The 20,583-nt window shown below is 40.7% G+C and carries 16 protein-coding genes and 1 other annotated feature; of the genes, 14 read left to right on the forward strand and 2 right to left on the reverse strand.

The annotated features are described in order from the left end of the window. The first annotated feature begins 12 nt into the window (after positions 1–12). The 13 genes from ppc (at position 13) to MK385_RS06575 (ending at position 13,654) form a co-directional block, all read left to right on the forward strand. Positions 13–2,709 carry a phosphoenolpyruvate carboxylase gene (ppc, locus tag MK385_RS06515; RefSeq protein WP_268725606.1) on the forward strand — a complete coding sequence of 899 codons (2,697 nt, stop codon included), beginning with the start codon at positions 13–15 and terminating at the stop codon, positions 2,707–2,709. Between the two features lie 96 nt (positions 2,710–2,805). Beyond that, positions 2,806–3,021 (forward strand) — a binding site (T-box leader). A 118-nt stretch (positions 3,022–3,139) separates the two neighbouring features. Continuing rightward, on the forward strand, positions 3,140–4,135 hold the full coding sequence (gene trpX, locus MK385_RS06520) for a tryptophan ABC transporter substrate-binding protein (protein WP_000792183.1): 996 nt from the start codon (positions 3,140–3,142) through the stop codon (positions 4,133–4,135). Positions 4,136–4,200: 65 nt separating this feature from the next. Further along, entirely contained in the window at positions 4,201–5,067 is an 867-nt protein-coding gene (locus MK385_RS06525) for an ABC transporter permease (protein WP_084947830.1), read from the forward strand. Further along, positions 5,064–5,822, forward strand: coding sequence for an ABC transporter ATP-binding protein (locus MK385_RS06530; protein ID WP_000125419.1), 759 nt, complete (start codon positions 5,064–5,066; stop codon positions 5,820–5,822). Before MK385_RS06525 ends, MK385_RS06530 begins: the two co-directional genes overlap by 4 nt. Positions 5,823–6,018: 196 nt before the next feature. Then, positions 6,019–7,779: a DNA primase gene (gene dnaG, locus MK385_RS06535; protein ID WP_268725607.1), complete on the forward strand. Its 1,761-nt coding sequence runs from the start codon at positions 6,019–6,021 to the stop codon at positions 7,777–7,779. Between the two features lie 2 nt (positions 7,780–7,781). Beyond that, entirely contained in the window at positions 7,782–8,891 is a 1,110-nt protein-coding gene (gene rpoD / locus MK385_RS06540) for an RNA polymerase sigma factor RpoD (RefSeq protein ID WP_000201892.1), read from the forward strand. A 13-nt stretch (positions 8,892–8,904) separates the two neighbouring features. Next, positions 8,905–9,234, forward strand: a complete 330-nt coding sequence (locus tag MK385_RS06545) for a metal-sulfur cluster assembly factor (RefSeq protein WP_268725608.1) — start codon at positions 8,905–8,907, stop codon at positions 9,232–9,234. Positions 9,235–9,336: 102 nt separating this feature from the next. Beyond that, on the forward strand, positions 9,337–10,389 hold the full coding sequence (locus MK385_RS06550) for a glycosyltransferase family 4 protein (RefSeq protein ID WP_412079889.1): 1,053 nt from the start codon (positions 9,337–9,339) through the stop codon (positions 10,387–10,389). Between the two features lie 8 nt (positions 10,390–10,397). Then, positions 10,398–11,714: a glycosyltransferase family 4 protein gene (locus tag MK385_RS06555; protein WP_129312724.1), complete on the forward strand. Its 1,317-nt coding sequence runs from the start codon at positions 10,398–10,400 to the stop codon at positions 11,712–11,714. Between the two features lie 27 nt (positions 11,715–11,741). Next, positions 11,742–11,933 carry a PspC domain-containing protein gene (locus MK385_RS06560; protein ID WP_001074501.1) on the forward strand — a complete coding sequence of 64 codons (192 nt, stop codon included), beginning with the start codon at positions 11,742–11,744 and terminating at the stop codon, positions 11,931–11,933. A 30-nt stretch (positions 11,934–11,963) separates the two neighbouring features. Beyond that, a complete protein-coding gene (locus MK385_RS06565; protein WP_045591560.1) occupies positions 11,964–12,098 on the forward strand; it encodes a DUF4044 domain-containing protein in 135 nt (44 codons plus the stop codon). Between the two features lie 71 nt (positions 12,099–12,169). Next, complete coding sequence (gene obgE / locus MK385_RS06570; protein WP_268725610.1) at positions 12,170–13,480, forward strand: GTPase ObgE; 1,311 nt, start codon at positions 12,170–12,172, stop codon at positions 13,478–13,480. Positions 13,481–13,489: 9 nt separating this feature from the next. Then, a complete protein-coding gene (locus MK385_RS06575; RefSeq protein WP_000502578.1) occupies positions 13,490–13,654 on the forward strand; it encodes a hypothetical protein in 165 nt (54 codons plus the stop codon). 35 nt (positions 13,655–13,689) lie between these two features. On the opposite strand, the gene MK385_RS06580 is transcribed toward MK385_RS06575, so the two are convergent. Both MK385_RS06580 and MK385_RS06585 read right to left on the reverse strand, forming a co-directional pair. Continuing rightward, positions 13,690–14,160, reverse strand: coding sequence for an arginine repressor (locus tag MK385_RS06580; protein ID WP_049477502.1), 471 nt, complete (start codon positions 14,158–14,160; stop codon positions 13,690–13,692). A 524-nt stretch (positions 14,161–14,684) separates the two neighbouring features. After that, a complete protein-coding gene (locus tag MK385_RS06585; protein ID WP_268725611.1) occupies positions 14,685–16,967 on the reverse strand; it encodes a Xaa-Pro dipeptidyl-peptidase in 2,283 nt (760 codons plus the stop codon). A 437-nt stretch (positions 16,968–17,404) separates the two neighbouring features. Between MK385_RS06585 and MK385_RS06590 the strand changes: the two genes are divergently transcribed. After that, complete coding sequence (locus MK385_RS06590; protein ID WP_268725612.1) at positions 17,405–20,506, forward strand: DNA polymerase III subunit alpha; 3,102 nt, start codon at positions 17,405–17,407, stop codon at positions 20,504–20,506. Positions 20,507–20,583: the final 77 nt, after the last annotated feature.

Below are 20,583 nucleotides of genomic sequence, written 5' to 3' on the forward strand. Positions count from 1 at the left end.
AAAGGAAAGTATATGTCTCTTCAAAAATTAGAAAACTATAGTAATAAAGCAGTTGTCCAAGAAGAAGTCTTGATTCTGACGGAGCTATTAGAAGATATCACAAAAAATATGCTAGCGCCAGAAACCTTTGAAAAGATTATCCAGTTGAAGGAATTATCAACTAGCGAGAATTATCAGGGGCTCAATAACCTAGTGACCAGTCTTTCGAATGAAGAAATGATTTACATTTCACGCTATTTCTCTATCCTTCCACTTTTGATTAATATCTCTGAGGATGTGGATTTGGCCTATGAAATCAATCACCAAAACAATGTGGACCAAGACTATTTAGGAAAACTATCTACAACGATTAAGATGGTAGCTGAAAAAGAAAATGCAGCCGAAATTTTAGAAAAGTTAAATGTCGTTCCTGTCTTGACCGCCCATCCAACGCAAGTACAACGCAAGAGTATGCTGGATTTGACCAACCATATCCATACGCTTTTGCGCAAGTACCGTGATGTCAAACTCGGCTTGATTAATAAAGAAAAATGGCACACGGATCTCCGTCGTTACATTGAAATTATCATGCAAACGGACATGATTCGTGAGAAGAAATTGAAAGTAACCAACGAAATCACCAACGTGATGGAGTATTACCAAAGTTCTTTCCTGAATGCTGTTCCCCGTTTGACGGCTGAGTATAAAAAAATGGCCAAAGAACAAGGTATCGATCTTCAACATCCAAAACCGATTACCATGGGTATGTGGATCGGAGGAGACCGTGATGGAAATCCTTTCGTAACAGCAGAAACTCTCAACAAATCAGCCTTGACTCAGTGTGAAGTCATCATGAACTATTACGATGAAAAGATTTATAATCTTTATCGTGAATTTTCACTTTCAACCAGCATCGTGAATGTCAGCGACAAGGTCCGTGAGATGGCGCTGAAGTCACAAGATAACTCCATTTACCGTGAAAAAGAACTCTATCGTCGTGCTCTTTTTGACATCCAAGCTAAGATGCAGGCTACCAAGGCTTATCTCATTGAAGACAAGGATCTTCAGCCAAGATATGCCACTGCAGATGAATTCTATCAAGATTTGTTGGCCATTCGCGATTCTCTCCTTGAGAATAAGGGAGAATACCTAATTTCAGGAGAATTTGTCGAGTTGATGCAAGCTGTCGAAATTTTTGGTTTCTACCTTGCTTCTATTGATATGCGCCAGGATTCTAGTGTTCACGAAGCCTGTGTGGCTGAATTGTTAGCATCCGCAGGAATCAACGACCACTATAGCGATCTGTCTGAAGACGAAAAATGTGCCCTCCTCTTAAAAGAGTTGGAAGAAGATCCTCGTATCCTCTCAGCGACTCATGCTGAAAAGTCAGAACTGCTTGAAAAAGAACTCTCTATCTTTAAAGCTGCGCGTAAGTTGAAGGACAAACTAGGTGAAAATGTCATTCGTCAAACCATCATTTCGCACGCAACAAGTGTATCCGATATGCTCGAATTAGCCATTATGCTTAAGGAAGTCGGCTTGGTAGATGCCCAAAAAGCCCGCGTTCAGATTGTTCCCCTCTTTGAAACGATCGAGGACTTGGATCACTCAGAAGAAACCATGAGAAGATATTTCTCTCTTCCTTTGGCTAAAAAATGGATTGCTTCAAAAGACAACTACCAAGAAATCATGCTTGGCTACTCTGATAGTAACAAGGATGGTGGTTACCTATCCTCATGTTGGACTCTCTATAAAGCGCAACAACAACTGACTGCTATTGGGGATGAATTTGGCGTTAAGGTTACTTTCTTCCATGGTCGTGGTGGTACTGTGGGTCGTGGTGGTGGACCAACTTATGAAGCTATCACATCTCAACCACTCAAGTCTATCAAGGACCGCATCCGTCTGACTGAGCAAGGAGAAGTCATTGGAAACAAATACGGTAACAAAGACGCTGCCTATTATAACCTTGAAATGTTGGTTTCTGCAGCCATTAACCGTATGATTACAAAGAAGAAGAGTGATACCAATACGTCAAATCGTTACGAAGCCATCATGGATCAAGTAGTAGATCGTAGTTATGATATCTACCGTGATTTGGTCTTTGGAAATGAACATTTCTATGACTATTTCTTTGAATCAAGTCCAATCAAGGCTATTTCAAGTTTTAATATCGGTTCTCGTCCAGCCGCTCGTAAGACCATTACAGAAATCGGTGGCCTACGTGCTATCCCTTGGGTCTTCTCATGGTCACAAAGTCGTGTCATGTTCCCTGGATGGTACGGAGTAGGATCCAGCTTTAAAGAATTTATTGATCAAGATCCGAAGAATATCGAGTTTCTTCGTGACATGTACCAAAACTGGCCTTTCTTCCAATCTTTGCTTTCCAATGTAGACATGGTCTTGTCTAAGTCTAATATGAACATTGCTTTTGAATATGCCAAGCTCTGTGAAGACGAAGAAGTACAAGCTATCTACTACACTATTTTAGATGAATGGCAGTTGACTAAGGATGTTATTTTAGCTATCGAAGGTTATGATGAACTCTTGGCAGAAAACTCTTACCTAAAAGACAGTCTAAACTATCGTATGCCTTACTTTAATATCCTGAACTACATCCAGTTGGAGTTGATCAAACGTCAACGTCGCGGCGAATTGTCAGCTGACGAAGAAAAACTGATCCATACAACTATTAACGGAATTGCAACCGGTTTACGTAATTCAGGCTGATATTCTACAAACTTCCTCTTTTTTCAAGGGGAAGTTTTTGAATTGTTTAAAAAATTCTAAAAATAAGCTTGACAAGTAGTTGAAAAATGATATAATTTAAACATTCAGAAAGTAATCTTGCTCATTTTTTAGAGAGTCTGTGGTTGGTGAAAGCAGATAGATGAAATTGATGAAATTGGGCTGAATGTACTTAAGAATTTGAAATCATAAAAATTCGGTGAGCACACCTTACAGTGCAACTCGTTATTGCGAGAAAGAGCGATAGGGATATTCCCTATAATTGAGGTGGCACCGCGCATCGACGTCCTCACACAAGTTTTTTGTGTGAGGACTTTTTCTATGGGGAGGAAAGATATTGGAATTTAAACGATGGCATCGCTTGATGATGTGATTTAACAAGTTAAGGTAAAAGAATTAAGGAGAAAGAAAAATGAAAAATAAACGTTTGATTGGAATTGTCGCTGGATTAGCAGTATTGGTAGTGGCTAGCTTGATTTATTCATCAATGAACAAACCAGCAGCTAAGGAAGAGCAAAAGGTCGCTAAGGTTGGTGTCCTTCAATTTGTTAGTCACCCATCCTTGGACTTGATTTACCAAGGAATTCAAGATGGACTAGCTGAAGAAGGCTATAAGGACGACCAAGTAAAAATCGATTTTATGAACTCTGAAGGCGATCAGAGCAAGGTTGCAACCATGAGTAAACAATTGGTTGCTAATGGAAACGATGTTGTTGTTGGGATCGCGACACCAGCGGCTCAAGGACTCGCTAGTGCTACAAAAGACCTACCAGTTATCATGGCTGCTATTACAGACCCAATCGGTGCTAACTTAGTCAAAGATTTGAAAAAACCAGGTGGCAACATCACAGGGGTGTCAGACCACAACCCTGCTGAACAACAAGTGGAATTGATTAAAACTTTGACACCAAATGTCAAAACAATCGGTGCTCTTTACTCAAGTAGCGAAGATAACTCAAAAACACAGGTAGAAGAATTCAAGGCTTATGCTGAAAAAGCAGGTTTGACAGTCGAAACATTTGCTGTTCCATCAACAAATGAAATTGCTTCAACAGTCAATGTCATGACAAGTAAGGTTGATGCGATTTGGGTTCCAATTGACAACACCATCGCATCCGCATTTTCAACAGTTGTTTCAAGCAACCAAACAGCTAAAAAGCCAATCTACCCAAGTGCCACTGCCATGGTAGAAGCAGGTGGATTAGCATCTGTAGTAGTTGACCAACACGATCTTGGAGTGGCTACTGGTAAAATGATTGCCAAAGTTTTGAAAGGTGAAAAACCAGCTGATACGCCAGTTAATGTCTTTTCAACTGGTAAGTCAGTGATTAACAAAAAACTAGCGCAGGAACTTGGTATCACCATTCCTGAGTCCGTTCTAAAAGAAGCAGGACAAGTGATTGAATAAAGATAAAGGAGGAGCTGGACACATCTCCTCCCATTTTTACTAAAGAAAGAAATGAGTGAAAGATTATGATAGTATCCATTATTTCTCAGGGGATGGTCTGGGCGATTTTAGGTTTGGGAATCTTTATGACTTTTCGAATTTTGAATTTTCCAGATATGACTACTGAGGGCTCTTTTCCTCTTGGGGGAGCAGTAGCTGTAACCTTGATAACACAGGGAGTCAACCCATTTTTAGCAACCCTAGCCGCAGTAGGAGCGGGCTGTCTAGCTGGAATGGCGACAGGTCTCTTATATACCAAAGGAAAAATCCCAACCCTCTTATCAGGGATTTTAGTAATGACTTCCTGTCATTCCATCATGCTCATGATTATGGGACGTGCCAATCTGGGGCTTCTTGGAACCAAGCAAATTCAGGATGTCTTGCCTTTTGATTCAGATTTCAATCAACTACTGACTGGACTAATCTTTGTAGCTCTTGTAATTGGTCTCATGCTCTTTTTCCTTGATACCAAACTAGGTCAAGCCTACATTGCTACAGGTGATAATCCTGATATGGCTCGTAGTTTTGGTATCAATACAGGACGTATGGAACTCATGGGCTTGGTTCTCTCAAATGGGATTATCGCGCTTGCAGGGGCCTTAATTGCTCAACAAGAAGGATACGCGGATGTTTCTCGAGGAATCGGGGTGATTGTTGTAGGGCTTGCTAGCTTGATTATTGGTGAGGTATTGTTCAAGAGTTTGACCTTGGCAGAGCGACTCATGACCATCGTTGTAGGGTCTATTGCTTATCAGTTCCTTGTTTGGGGAGTGATTGCTCTTGGGTTTAATACAAGTTATCTTCGTTTGTACAGCGCCTTGATTTTGGCGGTTTGCCTCATGATTCCAACCTTCAAAAACAAATACCTGAAAGGAGTCAAGTTTAGCAAATGACAGCAATTGTAGAATTAAAAAATGCTACCAAAGTCATCACGAATGGCTTTGATGAGGAAAAAATCATTCTGAATGATGTTTCTCTTGAAATTTTCGAACATGATTTCATTACCATCCTAGGGGGAAATGGAGCAGGGAAGTCAACGCTTTTTAACACGATTGCAGGTACCTTGCCTTTAACAAGTGGGAGTATCCGTATCATGGGCGAGGACGTGACGCATTTTTCACCTGAAAAGCGGGCTAAGTACTTGTCTCGTGTCTTTCAGGATCCTAAAATGGGTACGGCTCCCCGTATGACGGTGGCGGAAAATCTCTTGATTGCCAAGTTTCGTGGTGAGAAGAGAGGACTCCTTCCTAGGAGACTTTCAAGCCATAGGGAAGAGTTTCAGGCTACCATTGAAAAAGTGGGAAATGGTCTTGAAAAGCATCTAGATACTCCGATTGAGTTTCTATCAGGTGGACAACGTCAGGCCTTGAGTCTCTTGATGGCAACCTTAAAGCGACCAGAGTTACTCTTGTTGGATGAACACACAGCAGCCCTTGACCCCAAAACAAGTGTGGCCTTGATGGAGTTAACAGATGACTTTGTCAGCAAGGATCATCTAACAGCCTTGATGATTACCCACCATATGGAAGATGCACTAAAGTATGGCAATCGTCTGATTGTCATGAAGGAAGGTCGTATCATCCAAGACCTCAATAAAGAAGAAAAAGCTAAGATGAAGATTTCAGACTACTATCAATTATTTGAATAGATGAGTTAAATAATCATCAAAAAATAGTGAAGATTAACTTAGAAACATGGAAGTGTTTCTGAGTTTTTTATCTCCTCTTTCTATCTAGAAAAATAAGGCAAAGAGAATTACGGAAAGCGTATGAAATGGTTTACTTTTTTTCAGAAATAAGCTATACTAGTTTACGTGAAACTATGATAAGATGGAGGTATTGTGTATGGTTGACAAGCAAGTCATTGAAGAAATCAAAAACAATGCCAACATTGTGGAAGTCATAGGTGATGTGATTTCTTTACAGAAGGCTGGACGGAACTATTTAGGGCTCTGTCCTTTTCATGGTGAAAAGACCCCCTCTTTCAACGTTGTGGAAGACAAGCAGTTTTATCATTGCTTCGGCTGTGGTCGTTCAGGAGATGTCTTTAAGTTCATCGAAGAATACCAAGGCGTGTCCTTCATGGAAGCCGTTCAGCTCTTAGGAGAGCGCGTCGGTATTCAACTAGCCATGCCTGTCCAGTCTCGTCCTCAACAGGCTTCGCCTCATCAAGCTTTATATGACATGCATGAAGAAGCTGCCCGTTTTTATCATGCCATCCTCATGACGACAAAGATGGGAGAAGAAGCAAGGGCTTATCTCTACAAACGCGGATTGACAGACGATGTTCTGAAGCACTTCCAGATTGGACTAGCTCCAGCAGAGAGAACTTATCTCTATCAACGTTTGGCTGACAAGTTTGAGGAAAAGGATTTATTGGATTCTGGCCTGTTTTACCTGTCAGATGGTAATCAATTTTATGATACTTTTTTTGGACGGATCATCTTTCCTTTGACCAATGACAAGGGACAGGTTATTGCATTTTCAGGTCGTATCTGGCAAGAAACGGACAGTCAGACTGCCAAATATAAAAATAGTCGCTCGACTGCAATTTTTAACAAGAGCTACGAATTGTATCATTTGGACAAGGCAAAAAAAGGAACAGGTAAGATTACAGAGCTCTATCTGATGGAAGGCTTCATGGATGTGATCGCAGCCTACCGTGCTGGTATAGAAAATGCTGTGGCTTCCATGGGAACAGCCTTAAGCAAGGAGCATGTTGACCACCTCAAACGCTTTACCAAAAAAATTGTTCTCAGCTATGATGGTGACAAGGCAGGGCAGGCAGCAACAGCCAAGGCTCTAGAGGAATTAAAAGACTTCTCGGTGGAGGTTGTTCGAGTACCTGATGCCATGGACCCAGATGAGTATTTGCAAAAGAATTCTGCTGAAGACCTGGCTTACCTTTTAACCAAGACACGAATCAGTCCCATAGAGTTCTATATTCACCAGCTCAAGCCGGAAAATAGTGATAACTTGCAGGCGCAAATTGAGTTCATTGAAAAGATTGCGCCCCTAATCGCCAAAGAAAAGTCTATCACTGCCCAGAATTCTTATATCCACATTCTGGCGGATAATCTACCTTCCTTTGATTACCAACAGGTGGAGCAGATTGTAAATGAAAGTCGAATTGTTCAGCGGCAGGAAAGAGTCAAAGAGGAGCAACCTCCAGCAGCGATTAGTATACCTGTAACGCGACAATTGACAGCAGTCATGAGAGCAGAGGCTCATCTCCTCTATAGGATGGCTGAGAATCCAGTTGTTCTAAATGACTACAGATTAAGAGAAGATTTTTTCTTTGATACCCCAGAATTTCAGATTCTTTACGAATTATTAAGTGAGCAGGGAGAAATCGGATCAGAGGAGCTTTCTCATCAGACACCTGAGGTTGAAAATGCTTGGTACCACGTGCTTAGCTTGGATTTGCCAGCTGAGATGTCGCCTCAAGAGCTAGCGGAAGTCGAAGCGACTCGAAACCGTGCCCTCCTCAGCAAGGACAACTTAAGAATTAAAAAGAAAGTGCAGGAAGCTAGTCATGTAGGAGATACAGACACAGCCTTGGAAGAATTGCAACGATTGATTTCCCAAAAGAGAAGAATGGAGTAATAATGGCAACAAAACAAAAAGAAGTAACCACATTTGATGTGCAAGTAGCGGACTTTATCCGTAACCACAAAAAAACAGGAACAGCAACAGATGATGAAATCAATTCAAGTCTGGTTATTCCTTTCACCCTCGATGCAGACGGCATTGAAGACCTTTTGCAACGGATTCAGGATGCTGGAATTTCTATCACAGACAACGAAGGAAATCCAAGCGCGCGTGTGCTTAGTGCAGAAGAAGAACCAGAACTCAGTGATGAGGACTTGATTGGCTCAACTTCTGCCAAGGTTAATGACCCAGTCCGTATGTATTTGAAGGAAATCGGGGTCGTTCCTCTCTTGACCAACGAAGAGGAAAAAGAATTGGCTCTAGCAGTTGAGGCTGGTGATATTGAAGCCAAACAACGTCTTGCAGAAGCCAACCTTCGTTTGGTGGTTTCGATTGCTAAGCGCTACGTAGGGCGTGGCATGCAGTTTCTGGATTTGATCCAAGAAGGAAACATGGGCTTGATGAAGGCTGTTGACAAGTTTGACTATTCAAAAGGATTTAAGTTTTCTACGTATGCAACTTGGTGGATTCGTCAGGCAATCACTCGTGCCATCGCTGACCAGGCCCGTACTATTCGTATCCCTGTCCACATGGTAGAAACCATTAACAAGCTTGTCCGTGAACAGCGTAATCTCCTTCAAGAATTGGGACAAGATCCAACTCCTGAACAAATCGCTGAGCGTATGGATATGACACCTGACAAGGTCCGTGAAATCCTAAAAATCGCTCAAGAACCAGTATCACTTGAAACACCGATCGGTGAAGAGGACGATAGCCATCTTGGGGACTTTATCGAAGACGAAGTGATTGAAAATCCAGTAGACTACACAACTCGTATCGTTTTGCGTGAGCAGTTGGATGAAGTTTTGGATACTCTCACAGACCGTGAAGAAAACGTCTTGCGCTTGCGCTTCGGTTTGGACGATGGGAAAATGCGTACTCTTGAAGATGTTGGTAAAGTCTTTAACGTAACTCGTGAGCGTATCCGTCAGATCGAGGCCAAGGCTTTGAGAAAATTGCGTCAACCAAGTCGCAGTAAACCCCTTCGTGATTTTATTGAAGATTAGAGTGAGGAATAACATGGCTTATACAGAAGAGCAAATTGAAACGATCAAAACACGCATTTTAAATGCTTTGGAAGAAGTCATCGATCCTGAGTTGGGAATTGATATTGTCAACCTAGGTTTGATTTATGAGATTCGTTTTGACGGTGAAACAGGTCATACTGAAATTGATATGACCTTGACAACTATGGGCTGCCCACTGGCTGACCTTTTGACAGACCAAATACACGATGCGATGACAGATGTGTCTGAGGTAACCAATACCGAAGTTAAATTGGTCTGGTATCCAGCTTGGACGGTTGAAAAAATGAGTCGCTATGCACGTATCGCCCTAGGAATTAAATAAATAGTAGAAAAATATGAGAGACGATTGGAAAATAGGGTAAATTCCTCCTTTTTCCTCTGGTCTCTCTTTCTTTTGCTGATTTTCTAGAAATAAAATGGTATAATGAAAGGTATGGAAAACGAAAAATTGCGTATTAATATGCTAAGTTCAAGTGAAAAAGTAGCTGGTCAAGGAGTGTCAGGAGCTTATCGAGAATTGGTTAGTCTTCTTCACCGTGATGCCAAAGATCAGTTGATTGTTACAGAGAATCTTCCTGTTGAGGCAGATGTAACTCACTTTCATACCATTGATTTCCCCTATTATTTATCTACATTCCAAAAGAAACGCTCTGGGAGAAAAATTGGCTATGTGCATTTTTTGCCTGATACGCTTGAGGGAAGTTTGAAAATTCCATTTTTCTTAAAGGGAATTATCAAACGCTATGTTTTTTCATTTTACAACCGAATGGAACACCTGGTGGTGGTCAATCCCATGTTTATCGAGGATTTGGTGGCAGCTGGTATTTCACGTGAAAAAGTAACTTATATACCAAACTTTGTAAATAAGGAAAAATGGCATCCGCTGCCAGCTGACCAAGTAGCTAAACTTCGTCAGGAAATGGATTTAACTGAGGATCAGTTTGTTGTTGTCGGTGCGGGTCAGGTTCAGAAACGTAAAGGGATTGATGATTTTATCCGTCTTGCTGAAGAATTGCCAGAAATTACCTTTATCTGGGCAGGTGGTTTTTCATTTGGTGGGATGACAGATGGTTATGAGCGCTACAAGAAGATTATGGATAATCCACCTGAAAATCTTATTTTCCCCGGAATTGTGTCACCGGAACGGATGAGGGAACTTTACGCTATGGCGGATCTATTCTTGCTACCAAGTTACAATGAATTATTCCCTATGACCATCTTAGAGGCCGCTAGTTGCGAGGCTCCGATTATGTTAAGGGACTTGGATCTGTATAAGGTTATTCTTGATGGGAATTATCGTGCTACAAGTGATGTTTCCGAGATGAGAGAAGCTATTCTCGAATACAAAGATCATCCTGAAAAGTTGAAAGACTTGAAAGAAAAATCTCGCGAGATTTCCAAAGATTACTCTGAGGAGCATTTGTTGGAAATCTGGTTAAATTTTTATCGAGAACAGGCTGCTTTGGGCAAAAAGTGAGGTAATTTATGCGAATTGGTTTATTTACTGACACCTATTTCCCTCAGGTTTCCGGGGTCGCGACTAGTATTCGGACTTTGAAAACTGAGCTTGAAAAGCAGGGGCATGCAGTTTTTATCTTTACAACAACAGATAAAGATGTGAACCGCTACGAGGATTGGCAAATTATCCGAATTCCGAGTGTCCCTTTCTTTGCGTTTAAGGATCGACGATTTGCCTATCGAGGTTTTACAAAGGCGCTTGAAATCGCCAAGCAGTATCAACTAGATATCATTCATACCCAGACAGAATTTTCTCTTGGTTTGTTAGGGATTTGGATTGCGAGAGAATTGAAAATTCCTGTTATTCATACCTACCATACCCAGTACGAAGATTATGTGCATTATATTGCTAAGGGCATGCTGATTCGGCCTAGTATGGTAAAATATCTGGTACGAGGCTTCCTTCACGATGTTGATGGAGTGATTTGCCCTAGTGAAATTGTTCGTGACCTTCTATCTAAGTACAAAGTCAAGGTTGAAAAGCGGGTTATTCCAACTGGTATTGAGTTAGCAAAATTTGAACGCCCTGAGATTAAAGAAGAGAATTTAGCTGCCCTTCGATCTAAACTTGGGATTAAAAAAGACGAGAAAATGTTACTAAGTCTTTCTCGTATCTCCTATGAGAAGAATATCCAAGCGGTGCTGGTCGCCTTTGAGCAGGTTTTGAAAGAAGAAGACAAGGTGAAACTGGTTGTTGCTGGTGACGGTCCTTATCTGGACAGTCTGAAAGAACAAGCCGTCCAGTTGCAAATTCAAAATCAGGTGATTTTTACTGGTATGATTGCCCCAAGTGAAACAGCCTTGTACTATAAGGCGGCAGATTTCTTTATCTCTGCGTCCACTAGTGAAACCCAAGGGTTGACTTATCTAGAGAGTCTAGCCAGTGGAACGCCTATCATCGCTCATGGCAATCCTTATCTGGATAATCTGATCAATGACAAGATGTTTGGAACCCTCTACTATGGAGAACAGGACCTTGCAGGTGCCATCTTGGAGGCTTTGATTGCAACTCCAAATATGGTTGAGCAAAAGTTGGCTGACAAGTTGTATGAGATTTCGGCTGAGAATTTTGGGAAACGAGTTCATGAGTTTTACCTTGATGCGATTATTTCAAATAATTTTGAACAAGAATTGCTCGATGGAGAACCTATGAGTCAACGTTTTCTAAAAACCATTTTATATCTACCTCAACAAGCAGTCAGCGCTCCTGTAAAAGAATCTAAACGCATTCTGAAGGCGTCTAAAAAACAGTTGTCCAGTATGCGAGACTACTGGAAAGATTAACAAAAAGTAAAAAAGGAGGAATAAAAGATGGCGAAAAAATTTATGAGAAGTGGGAAAGATCAAAAAATTGGAGGCGTTTGCGCCGGTGTTGCCAACTATTTTGATATTGATCCGACGATTGTCCGAGTGATTTGGGGAGTTCTAGCCTTTTGTTATGGAGCAGGGGTTCTTGCTTATTTGATTTTGTGGGCAATTGCACCTGTTTCTACAGAATATTAAATTAAAATTATAGAGTGAAAAGGAGAAACTATGGCTTTTGGAGATAACGGAAAACGTAAAAAAACATTGTTTGAAAAGGTGACACTTGTTATCGTGCTCATCATGTTGTTTGTAACCCTTGCTGGTATCTTTGCAACTGCGCTTGGAGCTTTTAGCAGATTCTAAGCAAGATGCGAGGATAGAAACAATAACTAATGACTGGGTTCTCCCCAGCCTTTTTAAAGTGAGAAGAAAATATGAGTATGTTTTTAGATACAGCCAAGATTAAGGTCAAGGCTGGTAATGGTGGCGATGGCATGGTTGCCTTTCGCCGTGAAAAATATGTCCCTAATGGCGGTCCTTGGGGTGGTGATGGTGGACGTGGAGGTAACGTCGTTTTCGTAGTAGACGAAGGCTTGCGTACCTTGATGGATTTCCGCTATAACCGTCATTTCAAGGCTGATTCCGGTGAAAAAGGGATGACCAAAGGAATGCATGGGCGTGGTGCAGAAGACCTTCGTGTTCGCGTACCACAAGGAACGACTGTACGTGATGCTGAGACAGGAAAAGTCATTACAGATTTGATTGAGCATGGCCAAGAATTTATCGTGGCTCATGGCGGTCGAGGTGGTCGTGGAAATATCCGTTTTGCCACTCCAAAAAATCCTGCACCTGAAATCTCTGAGAATGGAGAACCAGGGCAAGAACGTGAGTTGCAACTGGAATTGAAAATCTTAGCAGATGTTGGTCTAGTCGGTTTCCCATCTGTTGGAAAGTCAACTTTACTTAGTGTCATTACTTCAGCCAAACCAAAAATCGGTGCCTACCACTTTACGACCATTGTCCCTAATTTGGGTATGGTTCGTACACAGTCAGGTGAGTCCTTTGCAGTTGCAGACCTTCCAGGTTTGATTGAGGGAGCTAGTCAAGGTGTTGGCTTGGGAACTCAGTTCCTTCGACATATTGAGCGTACACGCGTGATCCTTCATATCATCGATATGTCGGCTAGCGAAGGGCGTGATCCTTATGAGGACTACCTTGCTATCAATAAGGAATTAGAATCATACAACCTTCGTCTGATGGAGCGTCCACAGATCATCGTAGCCAACAAGATGGACATGCCCGAAAGTCAGGAAAATCTGGAAGCCTTCAAGAAGAAATTGGCAGCTAACTACGACGAGTTTGAAGAACTACCAGCCATCTTCCCGATTTCTGGTTTAACCAAGCAAGGGTTGGCTACTCTTTTGGATGCGACAGCTGAATTGTTGGATAAAACTCCTGAATTCTTGCTCTATGATGAATCTGATATGGAAGAAGAAGCTTACTATGGCTTTGATGAGGAAGAAAAAGCCTTTGAAATTAGCCGCGACGATGATGCGACATGGGTACTTTCTGGTGAGAAACTCATGAAACTCTTTAACATGACCAACTTTGACCGTGATGAGTCAGTCATGAAGTTTGCTCGTCAGTTACGTGGTATGGGGGTTGACGAAGCCCTTCGTGCGCGTGGAGCTAAGGATGGAGACTTGGTACGAATCGGCAAATTTGAGTTTGAATTTGTAGACTAGGAGATTGATATGGGAGATAAACCGATATCATTCCGAGATGCAGATGGAAATTTTGTTTCTGCAGCAGATGTATGGAATGAAAAGAAACTAGAAGAATTGTTTAATCGTCTCAATCCTAAACGCGCTCTTCGATTGGCACGTACAAAGAAAGAAGAAACACAGTCAAAGAAATAAAAAATTCCCGTGATCTTTTGATCACGGGATTTGTTTTATTCACTAAAGAAAAATGGTGGTGCATATTTTTTAAGACTTTCAAAACAAGCTTGCGCTTTTGTAGCATCTTCACAGATAATCATGCAGACATCGTCACCACAAAGGGTTGCAACGACATCTGGAAAGGCTAAGGAATCAATTACAGATCCAAACGATTGGGCTAAACCGGGTAAAGTTTTCAAAATAACTTGGTGTTGCACAGGACGCAACATAACAAGAGCATCTTCCATATAATTTTCAAGACGTTTTTCCCATTTGGAGATAGAGCCTGTATTTAGCACATAATAAGAATTATCCTCTTCGCGCACTTTTGAAAGGTTCATGGTTTTGATATCGCGTGATAAGGTAGCCTGAGTAACTTGGATATCATTTTCCGCTAATAAGGCTTGTAATTCAGCTTGAGTGTGGATTTTGTTTTTTGAAACGAGGGCGCGGATAAGTTGGTGTCTGTGTTCTGATTTGTTCATAAAGTAAGTACTCCTTTTACAAGGTACAGTAGCGTGGACTGAACGAAAATGTCAGTCGGGTGGTAGGCGGTATTGTCACGTATGATGATTTTAAAGTCAGTAGGATAAAGAACTAGATGGAGAGATTCTCCTTCTTTTAACTTGTCACTAGTTGGGTGCAGATAAACTGGGTAGCAATCTGTTCATCTACATTGATGTTCTTTAATGACAGTGAATCATTCAATTTGGTTAGCTTTTTGTCACGGCTTGTTGTGAATTTACTCTAAATGTCAATTCACAGAGATTTTCCAACATGTGGTCTAGTAGCGTATATGATAAATGGTGACACATGTTGGTTAGGGGTGTTAGTATCTTTTGTCCAAGTTCTGTCTAGGGGCTTCTAAAAAACCCTTATTTGAACTGAATTTGATACGAAGTTTATTTTTGATTCGACTGTTCAAGTGGAAAACCTTGGTTATAAGAAGTTCAATGGTCAATTTGATTGACTTTTCCTTGGAATATTTCCATATTGAAAGTCTGGGATATTATACCTTTTGACAAGGTAGGATAAGACTAGACTGTGCTAAATCAACAGTTAACTGATAGTCTGTATTATCTCGAATTGTAATCTCAAAGTCTGTTGTGTAGAGAACTAAACGGAGAGAATCTCCTTCTTTAAGTTTGTAGATAGTTGGTTGAAGCTCTAGCTTGAAGTCCATCCATTCATTTGATTGGATTTCTTCAATCGTCAAGAGATTGGTTCGATTTTGAAGATTAAGGTAGCCTTTGGTGAGGACACGTTGGGCACTTGGGTTGAATGGTAGTTCACAGAGATTTTCTAACATATGGTAACGACCATTATCAATGGTTCTAGCACTTAAAATAGCTGGATAAGGCTGTAGATATTTCTTTTGTCCAAGTTCTAACAGTTGGGCTGATAATAGGCCCTTGTTCGTACTCGATTTGACACGAAGTTTCAGCTCCACTCGCCCATTTAAGTGAATGTCTTGACTTACTGGAAGGTCAATGGTGATCTGATTAGCTTTTCCTTGGTAAAGTTCAGTGTTAAAGGTCTGGTAAGTCTTGCCATAACGCTCAAAATCTTTTTGATCATAATGGTTTTGAATCACTTTTTCCTCATTACCAAGAGAGAAGGTATGCAGTTCATCCTGTTTGCCAAAGTCATCAAGACCTTGCCATCTTTGCGGTTCGGTATTGTCCTGCCAGATGACAGTCGGAAGTTGATAGCTTGAGTCAAGTCCTAACAATTTCTTACTTAACAAGGCATTCATGGACTCTCGGAAGTCAATCGACTGCCAGTTATTCATATAGACATGGGCACCATGATGGAAAAAGAGGTGCTTATTGATATGGTTAGGAAGGGCATGAAACATCTGGTAAACATGAAGAGGTTTGACATTCCAATCCTGGGAACCATGTGTAAAGACGACCTCAGCTTGAACCTTATGAGCATTGAGCAGATAGTTGCGGTCATGCCAAAACTGATTGTAGTCACCAGTATTGCGATTTAAATGTTCTTTTACCTTTTCTAAGTCTGCTTGATGAGCTTCATTGCCACGAATATAGTCACCAGCTTGGAGGTTGCGGGAGTAGGTCAATTCAGCAAGTGAGTCAAAATCCTCACCTGGGTATCCACCTGGGCTGGTCACCAGACCATTTTCCCGATAGTAGTTATACCAAGAGGAAATACCTGCTTCCGCAATGATCACTTCCAAGCCATCAACACCAGTGGTGGCGAGACCATTAGACATGGTGCCGAGATAGGAAATTCCTGTTGTTACGACTTTCCCGTTTGACCAGTCAGCCTTAACTTGACGTTTGCGCGTGTGGTCCGTGAAAGCACGACAACGACCATTGAGCCAATCAATGACATTTTTATAAGCTTCAATCTGCTGGTAGTCCCCATTGGTCATGAGACCTTGAGAATCTTTGGTTCCAACACCTGATACATAGAGATTGGCAAATCCACGTGGGAGGAAGTAGTCATTGAGAGTATATGAGCTATTGATGTGAGATAGCTTTTCTTCAGCTTCTAAGACGACTTCTGCTTGACCATGAGGCTCGACAAAATCAATCTCAGGCTCCTCAAGTTCAATGGTGTGGGGAGGTTTGACCTCAAGTTCTCCCTCCATTTTGTAGAGAGCCTTGTCACTGGCTTTGTCATTGGTCCCTTGGTGATAAGGGCTGGCAGTCATAAGAGCAGGTACTTGACCATCGTAACGCGGGCGAATAACGCTGACTTTGACTAAATCAGGGAGTCCGTCTTTATCAGTATCCACACGGCTCTCTACATAGACGACTTCACGAATGACATCATGAGTAGAGAAGGTTGCCAAGCTCTTACCGTTAAAGTATTGATAGTGATTATCTTCTGAAATGAGTCCGTCACTAACAAGCTGATCGATGAGCGTATTTCCTTTTTTCGTTCGCGTATTGAGTAACTGATAAAGATTTTCAATCAAATCTCCATAAACAATAGGAAAATCAGTTTCTTTACGGAACTGTTCGGCATCCTCAAAGTCAACAAGATAGCTAAATCCTAAAAGTTGAAAAGCTACTGTGTAGAAAATCTCCTCAGTTAACTCACGGTCTGACTGGAAAAAGGTTACTAAATCTGTTTCTTTATCCGCAGCTAATGTGGACAAGACATAATCCGTGTTAGAATAAGTGAAAAAACTCCAACGAATGAAGTCTTCAAACTGTCTTTTTAAGGACAATTGGGGTGACAGCTTTAGACCAAGATTTTCTAATTCCTCAAATCGTTGAGAACTAGTGGTTGGTTGATAGCTGAATTGATTAAAACGCATGTTTCTCTCCTTTGAAAACAAACTGGATTTATTATATCAAAAAAGAGGGAAAAATGGAATAAATAAACTTAAATGAAATAAATTTCTTAAACCAGCATATCAATTTGGTAAGTTATTATAAAATGCTGAATAAATACCGTAGAAGTAAGCCTTTTTCTAGAGATTTTTATATGTAAAACTGCATATAGCTTCTATCTTTGTTATACTTCGTTTGGTATAAATATATCTAAATTTACATTTAAAACTATCATATGATATTAATTTTTTATTTCTTTCCTCTGAGAAATGAAGAATTTAACAGTAAGAAAATAAGAAGAGAAGAAGAGAAGAAGTTTGTTACTGATGATATTGAAAAGGAAGAGCAGAGTAGCTTCAATATCCAACTTAAAACTTAAAATGGTATAATAGTAGTAAAACGAAAGCAAGGAGGAGAAGAAATGATTGCACAGCTCGACACCAAGACTGTTTATAGTTTTATGGAAAGTGTGGTTTCGATTGAAAAATATGTACAAACAGCTAAAGTGTATGGCTATTCTCACCTTGCTATCATGGATGTGGATAATCTCTATGGGGCTTATCATTTTTTAGAAGTGACTCGAAAATATGGAATCCAACCTTTAATTGGTCTTGAAATGTCCTTGATCAAAGATGAGGAGAATATTTCTTTCCGTTTTCTAGCTCTATCCACTAAAGGGTATCAAGAGTTGATGAAGTTATCCACTTTAAAAATGACTGGACGGAAAAATTGGTCTGACTTCACCAGCCACCTCGAAGATGTAGCCATTATTGTTCCCTATTTTAATGGGGTCGAACAGCTGGATTTGGGGCATGATTATTTTATCGGTGTCAGTCCAGATGCTCCTCAAGAAGTCTTTACCAGACCCATTCTTCCACTCTACCCAGTCAACTCTTTTGAAAAAGAAGACCTACAGGTTTTACAAATCTTGTCAGCAGTCAAGGACAATGTCAGCCTAAGAGAAGTAGATGTGCATTCACAACAAGGGATTTTTTTACCAGCCTCAGACTTAGAAGCAAGATTTAAAAATCATTTTCCTCAGGCACTTGCTAATCTCCAGGATTTGATAGAGAATGTAAGCTATCAAATCGACCCAAGTTTAAAACTTCCTCGCTTTAATCCTGAAAGACCAGCGGTGGAAGAACTTAGAGAGAGAGCTGAGCAAGGCTTGAGTGACAAGGGGCTAACCTCAGCTATCTATCATGAGCGACTGAATGAGGAATTAGCTGTGATTCATGATATGGGATTTGACGACTATTTTCTTGTCGTTTGGGATTTGCTCCGTTTTGGACGTTCCCAAGGCTACTATATGGGAATGGGGCGTGGGTCTGCTGTTGGTAGTCTGGTGGCTTACTCACTGGATATTACAGGGATTGACCCAGTTGAGAAGAACCTGATTTTCGAGCGCTTTTTAAATCGTGAGCGTTACACCATGCCCGATATCGACATCGACATTCCAGACCTTTATAGACCAGAGTTCATTCGTTATGTTCGTGATCGCTATGGTAGTCAACATGTGGCACAGATTGTCACTTATTCGACCTTTGGAGCAAAACAAGCAATTCGTGATGTTTTCAAACGCTATGGCGTTCCAGAGTACGAATTAACAAATATTACGAAAAAAATCAGTTTCCGAGATACGCTAACGACAGCCTATGAAAAAAATTTGCAGTTTAGGCAGGTCATCAATAGTAAGATTGAATACCAAAAAGCTTTTGAGATTGCTCGAAAGATTGAAGGGTATCCTCGTCAGACTTCTATTCATGCAGCTGGGGTCGTTATGAGTGACCAAGATTTGACGGACTATATTCCGCTCAAATACGGTGAGGACATGCTGATCACCCAGTATGATGCTCATGCAGTTGAAGCTAATGGTCTTTTAAAAATGGATTTCCTAGGTCTGCGTAACCTAACTTTTGTCCAAAAAATGCAGGAATTACTAGCTGAGTCAGAAAGTATTCATCTGAAAATCGAAGAGATTGATTTGGAAGACAAAGAAACTCTAGCCCTCTTTGCAGCTGGAAATACGAAAGGAATTTTCCAATTTGAACAACCAGGAGCCATTCGACTGTTGAAACGGGTCAAACCACAAGTCTTCGAAGAAGTGGTAGCAACGACATCCCTTAATAGACCAGGTGCAAGTGATTATATCGATAATTTTGTAGCTCGAAAGCATGGCAAAGAAAAGGTGACAGTGCTGGATCCTACATTGGAAGACATCCTGTCATCAACCTACGGTATTATGCTCTATCAAGAGCAAGTCATGCAGGTAGCTCAGCGCTTTGGAGGATTCAGTCTTGGTAAAGCCGACATTCTCAGACGTGCCATGGGTAAGAAAAATGCAAAAGAGATGCATCTGATGAAGGAAGATTTTATCACAGGAGCTATGAAACTTGGGCATACAGAAGAGAAAGCAAACCAAGTTTTTGCAGTGATGGAAAAGTTTGCGGGCTATGGATTTAACAGATCCCACGCCTATGCCTATTCAGCCCTTGCTTTCCAACTTGCTTATTTTAAAACCCATTATCCTGCTATTTTCTTTCAAGTTATGTTGAATTATTCTAGCAGTGATTACATTGTAGATTCATTGCAGATGGGCTTTGAAGTTGCTCGGTTAGCAATCAACAGCATTCCCTATCATGATAAAATTGCTCAGAAGAAAATCTATCTTGGTCTAAAAGCCATTAAGGGCATGCCAAGAGATTTGTCTTATTGGATTATTGAAAATCGTCCCTTCTCATGCATTGAAGATTTTGTCACACGTCTTCCCAAGAATTACAAGAAACTGTCGCTTTTGACTCCTTTGGTTGAACTAGGGCTTTTTGATGAATTTGACAAGAATCGCCAGAAAATCTTAGTGAACCTACCAAACCTATTTGTTTTTGTTGAGGAGTTGGGTGGTCTCTTTGCAGATGCAAGCTATAGTTGGACAGAAGTGGATGATTTTACTGAGGCAGAGAAATTTTACAAGGAGCAGGAACTAATCGGGGTTGGTATCAGTGCTCATCCTTTACAAACACTTGCCAAACAGGCCCTTTATCCAATGACACCCATTGCTACTCTTACTGAGGGGAGTCAAGCAACCCTTCTAGTTGAAGTACAAAAAATAAAAGTCATTCGAACCAAAAAAGGCGAGAGTATGGCCTTTTTACAGGTTCATGATAGTAAGTCTCGGATGGATGTAACTGTATTTTCAGACCAATATAGAAAATTTGCATCCATTTTATCCGAAGGGAAATTTTACTACATCAATGGCAAAGTTCAATCTCGAGATGGTCGTCTGCAAATGATTGCACAAGATTTGAAAGAAGCAGTAGCGGAACGATTCTGGATTCAAGTTAAAAATCATGAATACGATAAAGAGATTTCAAATATCCTAGAACAATACAAAGGCCCAATTCCTGTCATTATCAGGTATGAAGAGGAACAAAAAACGGTTGTTTCTACTCAACATTTTGTAAGAAAAGATTCTGCTCTACAGGAAAAATTAGAGGGAATTGCTATGAAAACGATTTATCGCTAAAAATACGGAAAATAGAAGAATTTTCCAATTAAATGTGGTATAATCAGTAAGAATGTTAAAAGAAAAAGGAGCATAAC

The organism is Streptococcus oralis, assembly GCF_026782125.1.
Taxonomy (GTDB): Bacteria; Bacillota; Bacilli; order Lactobacillales; family Streptococcaceae; genus Streptococcus; species Streptococcus oralis_CE.

Coding starts and splice junctions, on each gene's coding strand:
- ppc (WP_268725606.1), top strand. CDS start 13: ATGTCTCTTCAAAAATTAGAAAACTATAGTAATAAAGCAGTTGTCCAA.
- trpX (WP_000792183.1), top strand. CDS start 3,140: ATGAAAAATAAACGTTTGATTGGAATTGTCGCTGGATTAGCAGTATTG.
- MK385_RS06525 (WP_084947830.1), top strand. CDS start 4,201: ATGATAGTATCCATTATTTCTCAGGGGATGGTCTGGGCGATTTTAGGT.
- MK385_RS06530 (WP_000125419.1), top strand. CDS start 5,064: ATGACAGCAATTGTAGAATTAAAAAATGCTACCAAAGTCATCACGAAT.
- dnaG (WP_268725607.1), top strand. CDS start 6,019: ATGGTTGACAAGCAAGTCATTGAAGAAATCAAAAACAATGCCAACATT.
- rpoD (WP_000201892.1), top strand. CDS start 7,782: ATGGCAACAAAACAAAAAGAAGTAACCACATTTGATGTGCAAGTAGCG.
- MK385_RS06545 (WP_268725608.1), top strand. CDS start 8,905: ATGGCTTATACAGAAGAGCAAATTGAAACGATCAAAACACGCATTTTA.
- MK385_RS06550 (WP_412079889.1), top strand. CDS start 9,337: ATGAAAGGTATGGAAAACGAAAAATTGCGTATTAATATGCTAAGTTCA.
- MK385_RS06555 (WP_129312724.1), top strand. CDS start 10,398: ATGCGAATTGGTTTATTTACTGACACCTATTTCCCTCAGGTTTCCGGG.
- MK385_RS06560 (WP_001074501.1), top strand. CDS start 11,742: ATGGCGAAAAAATTTATGAGAAGTGGGAAAGATCAAAAAATTGGAGGC.
- MK385_RS06565 (WP_045591560.1), top strand. CDS start 11,964: ATGGCTTTTGGAGATAACGGAAAACGTAAAAAAACATTGTTTGAAAAG.
- obgE (WP_268725610.1), top strand. CDS start 12,170: ATGAGTATGTTTTTAGATACAGCCAAGATTAAGGTCAAGGCTGGTAAT.
- MK385_RS06575 (WP_000502578.1), top strand. CDS start 13,490: ATGGGAGATAAACCGATATCATTCCGAGATGCAGATGGAAATTTTGTT.
- MK385_RS06580 (WP_049477502.1), bottom strand. CDS start 14,160: ATGAACAAATCAGAACACAGACACCAACTTATCCGCGCCCTCGTTTCA.
- MK385_RS06585 (WP_268725611.1), bottom strand. CDS start 16,967: ATGCGTTTTAATCAATTCAGCTATCAACCAACCACTAGTTCTCAACGA.
- MK385_RS06590 (WP_268725612.1), top strand. CDS start 17,405: ATGATTGCACAGCTCGACACCAAGACTGTTTATAGTTTTATGGAAAGT.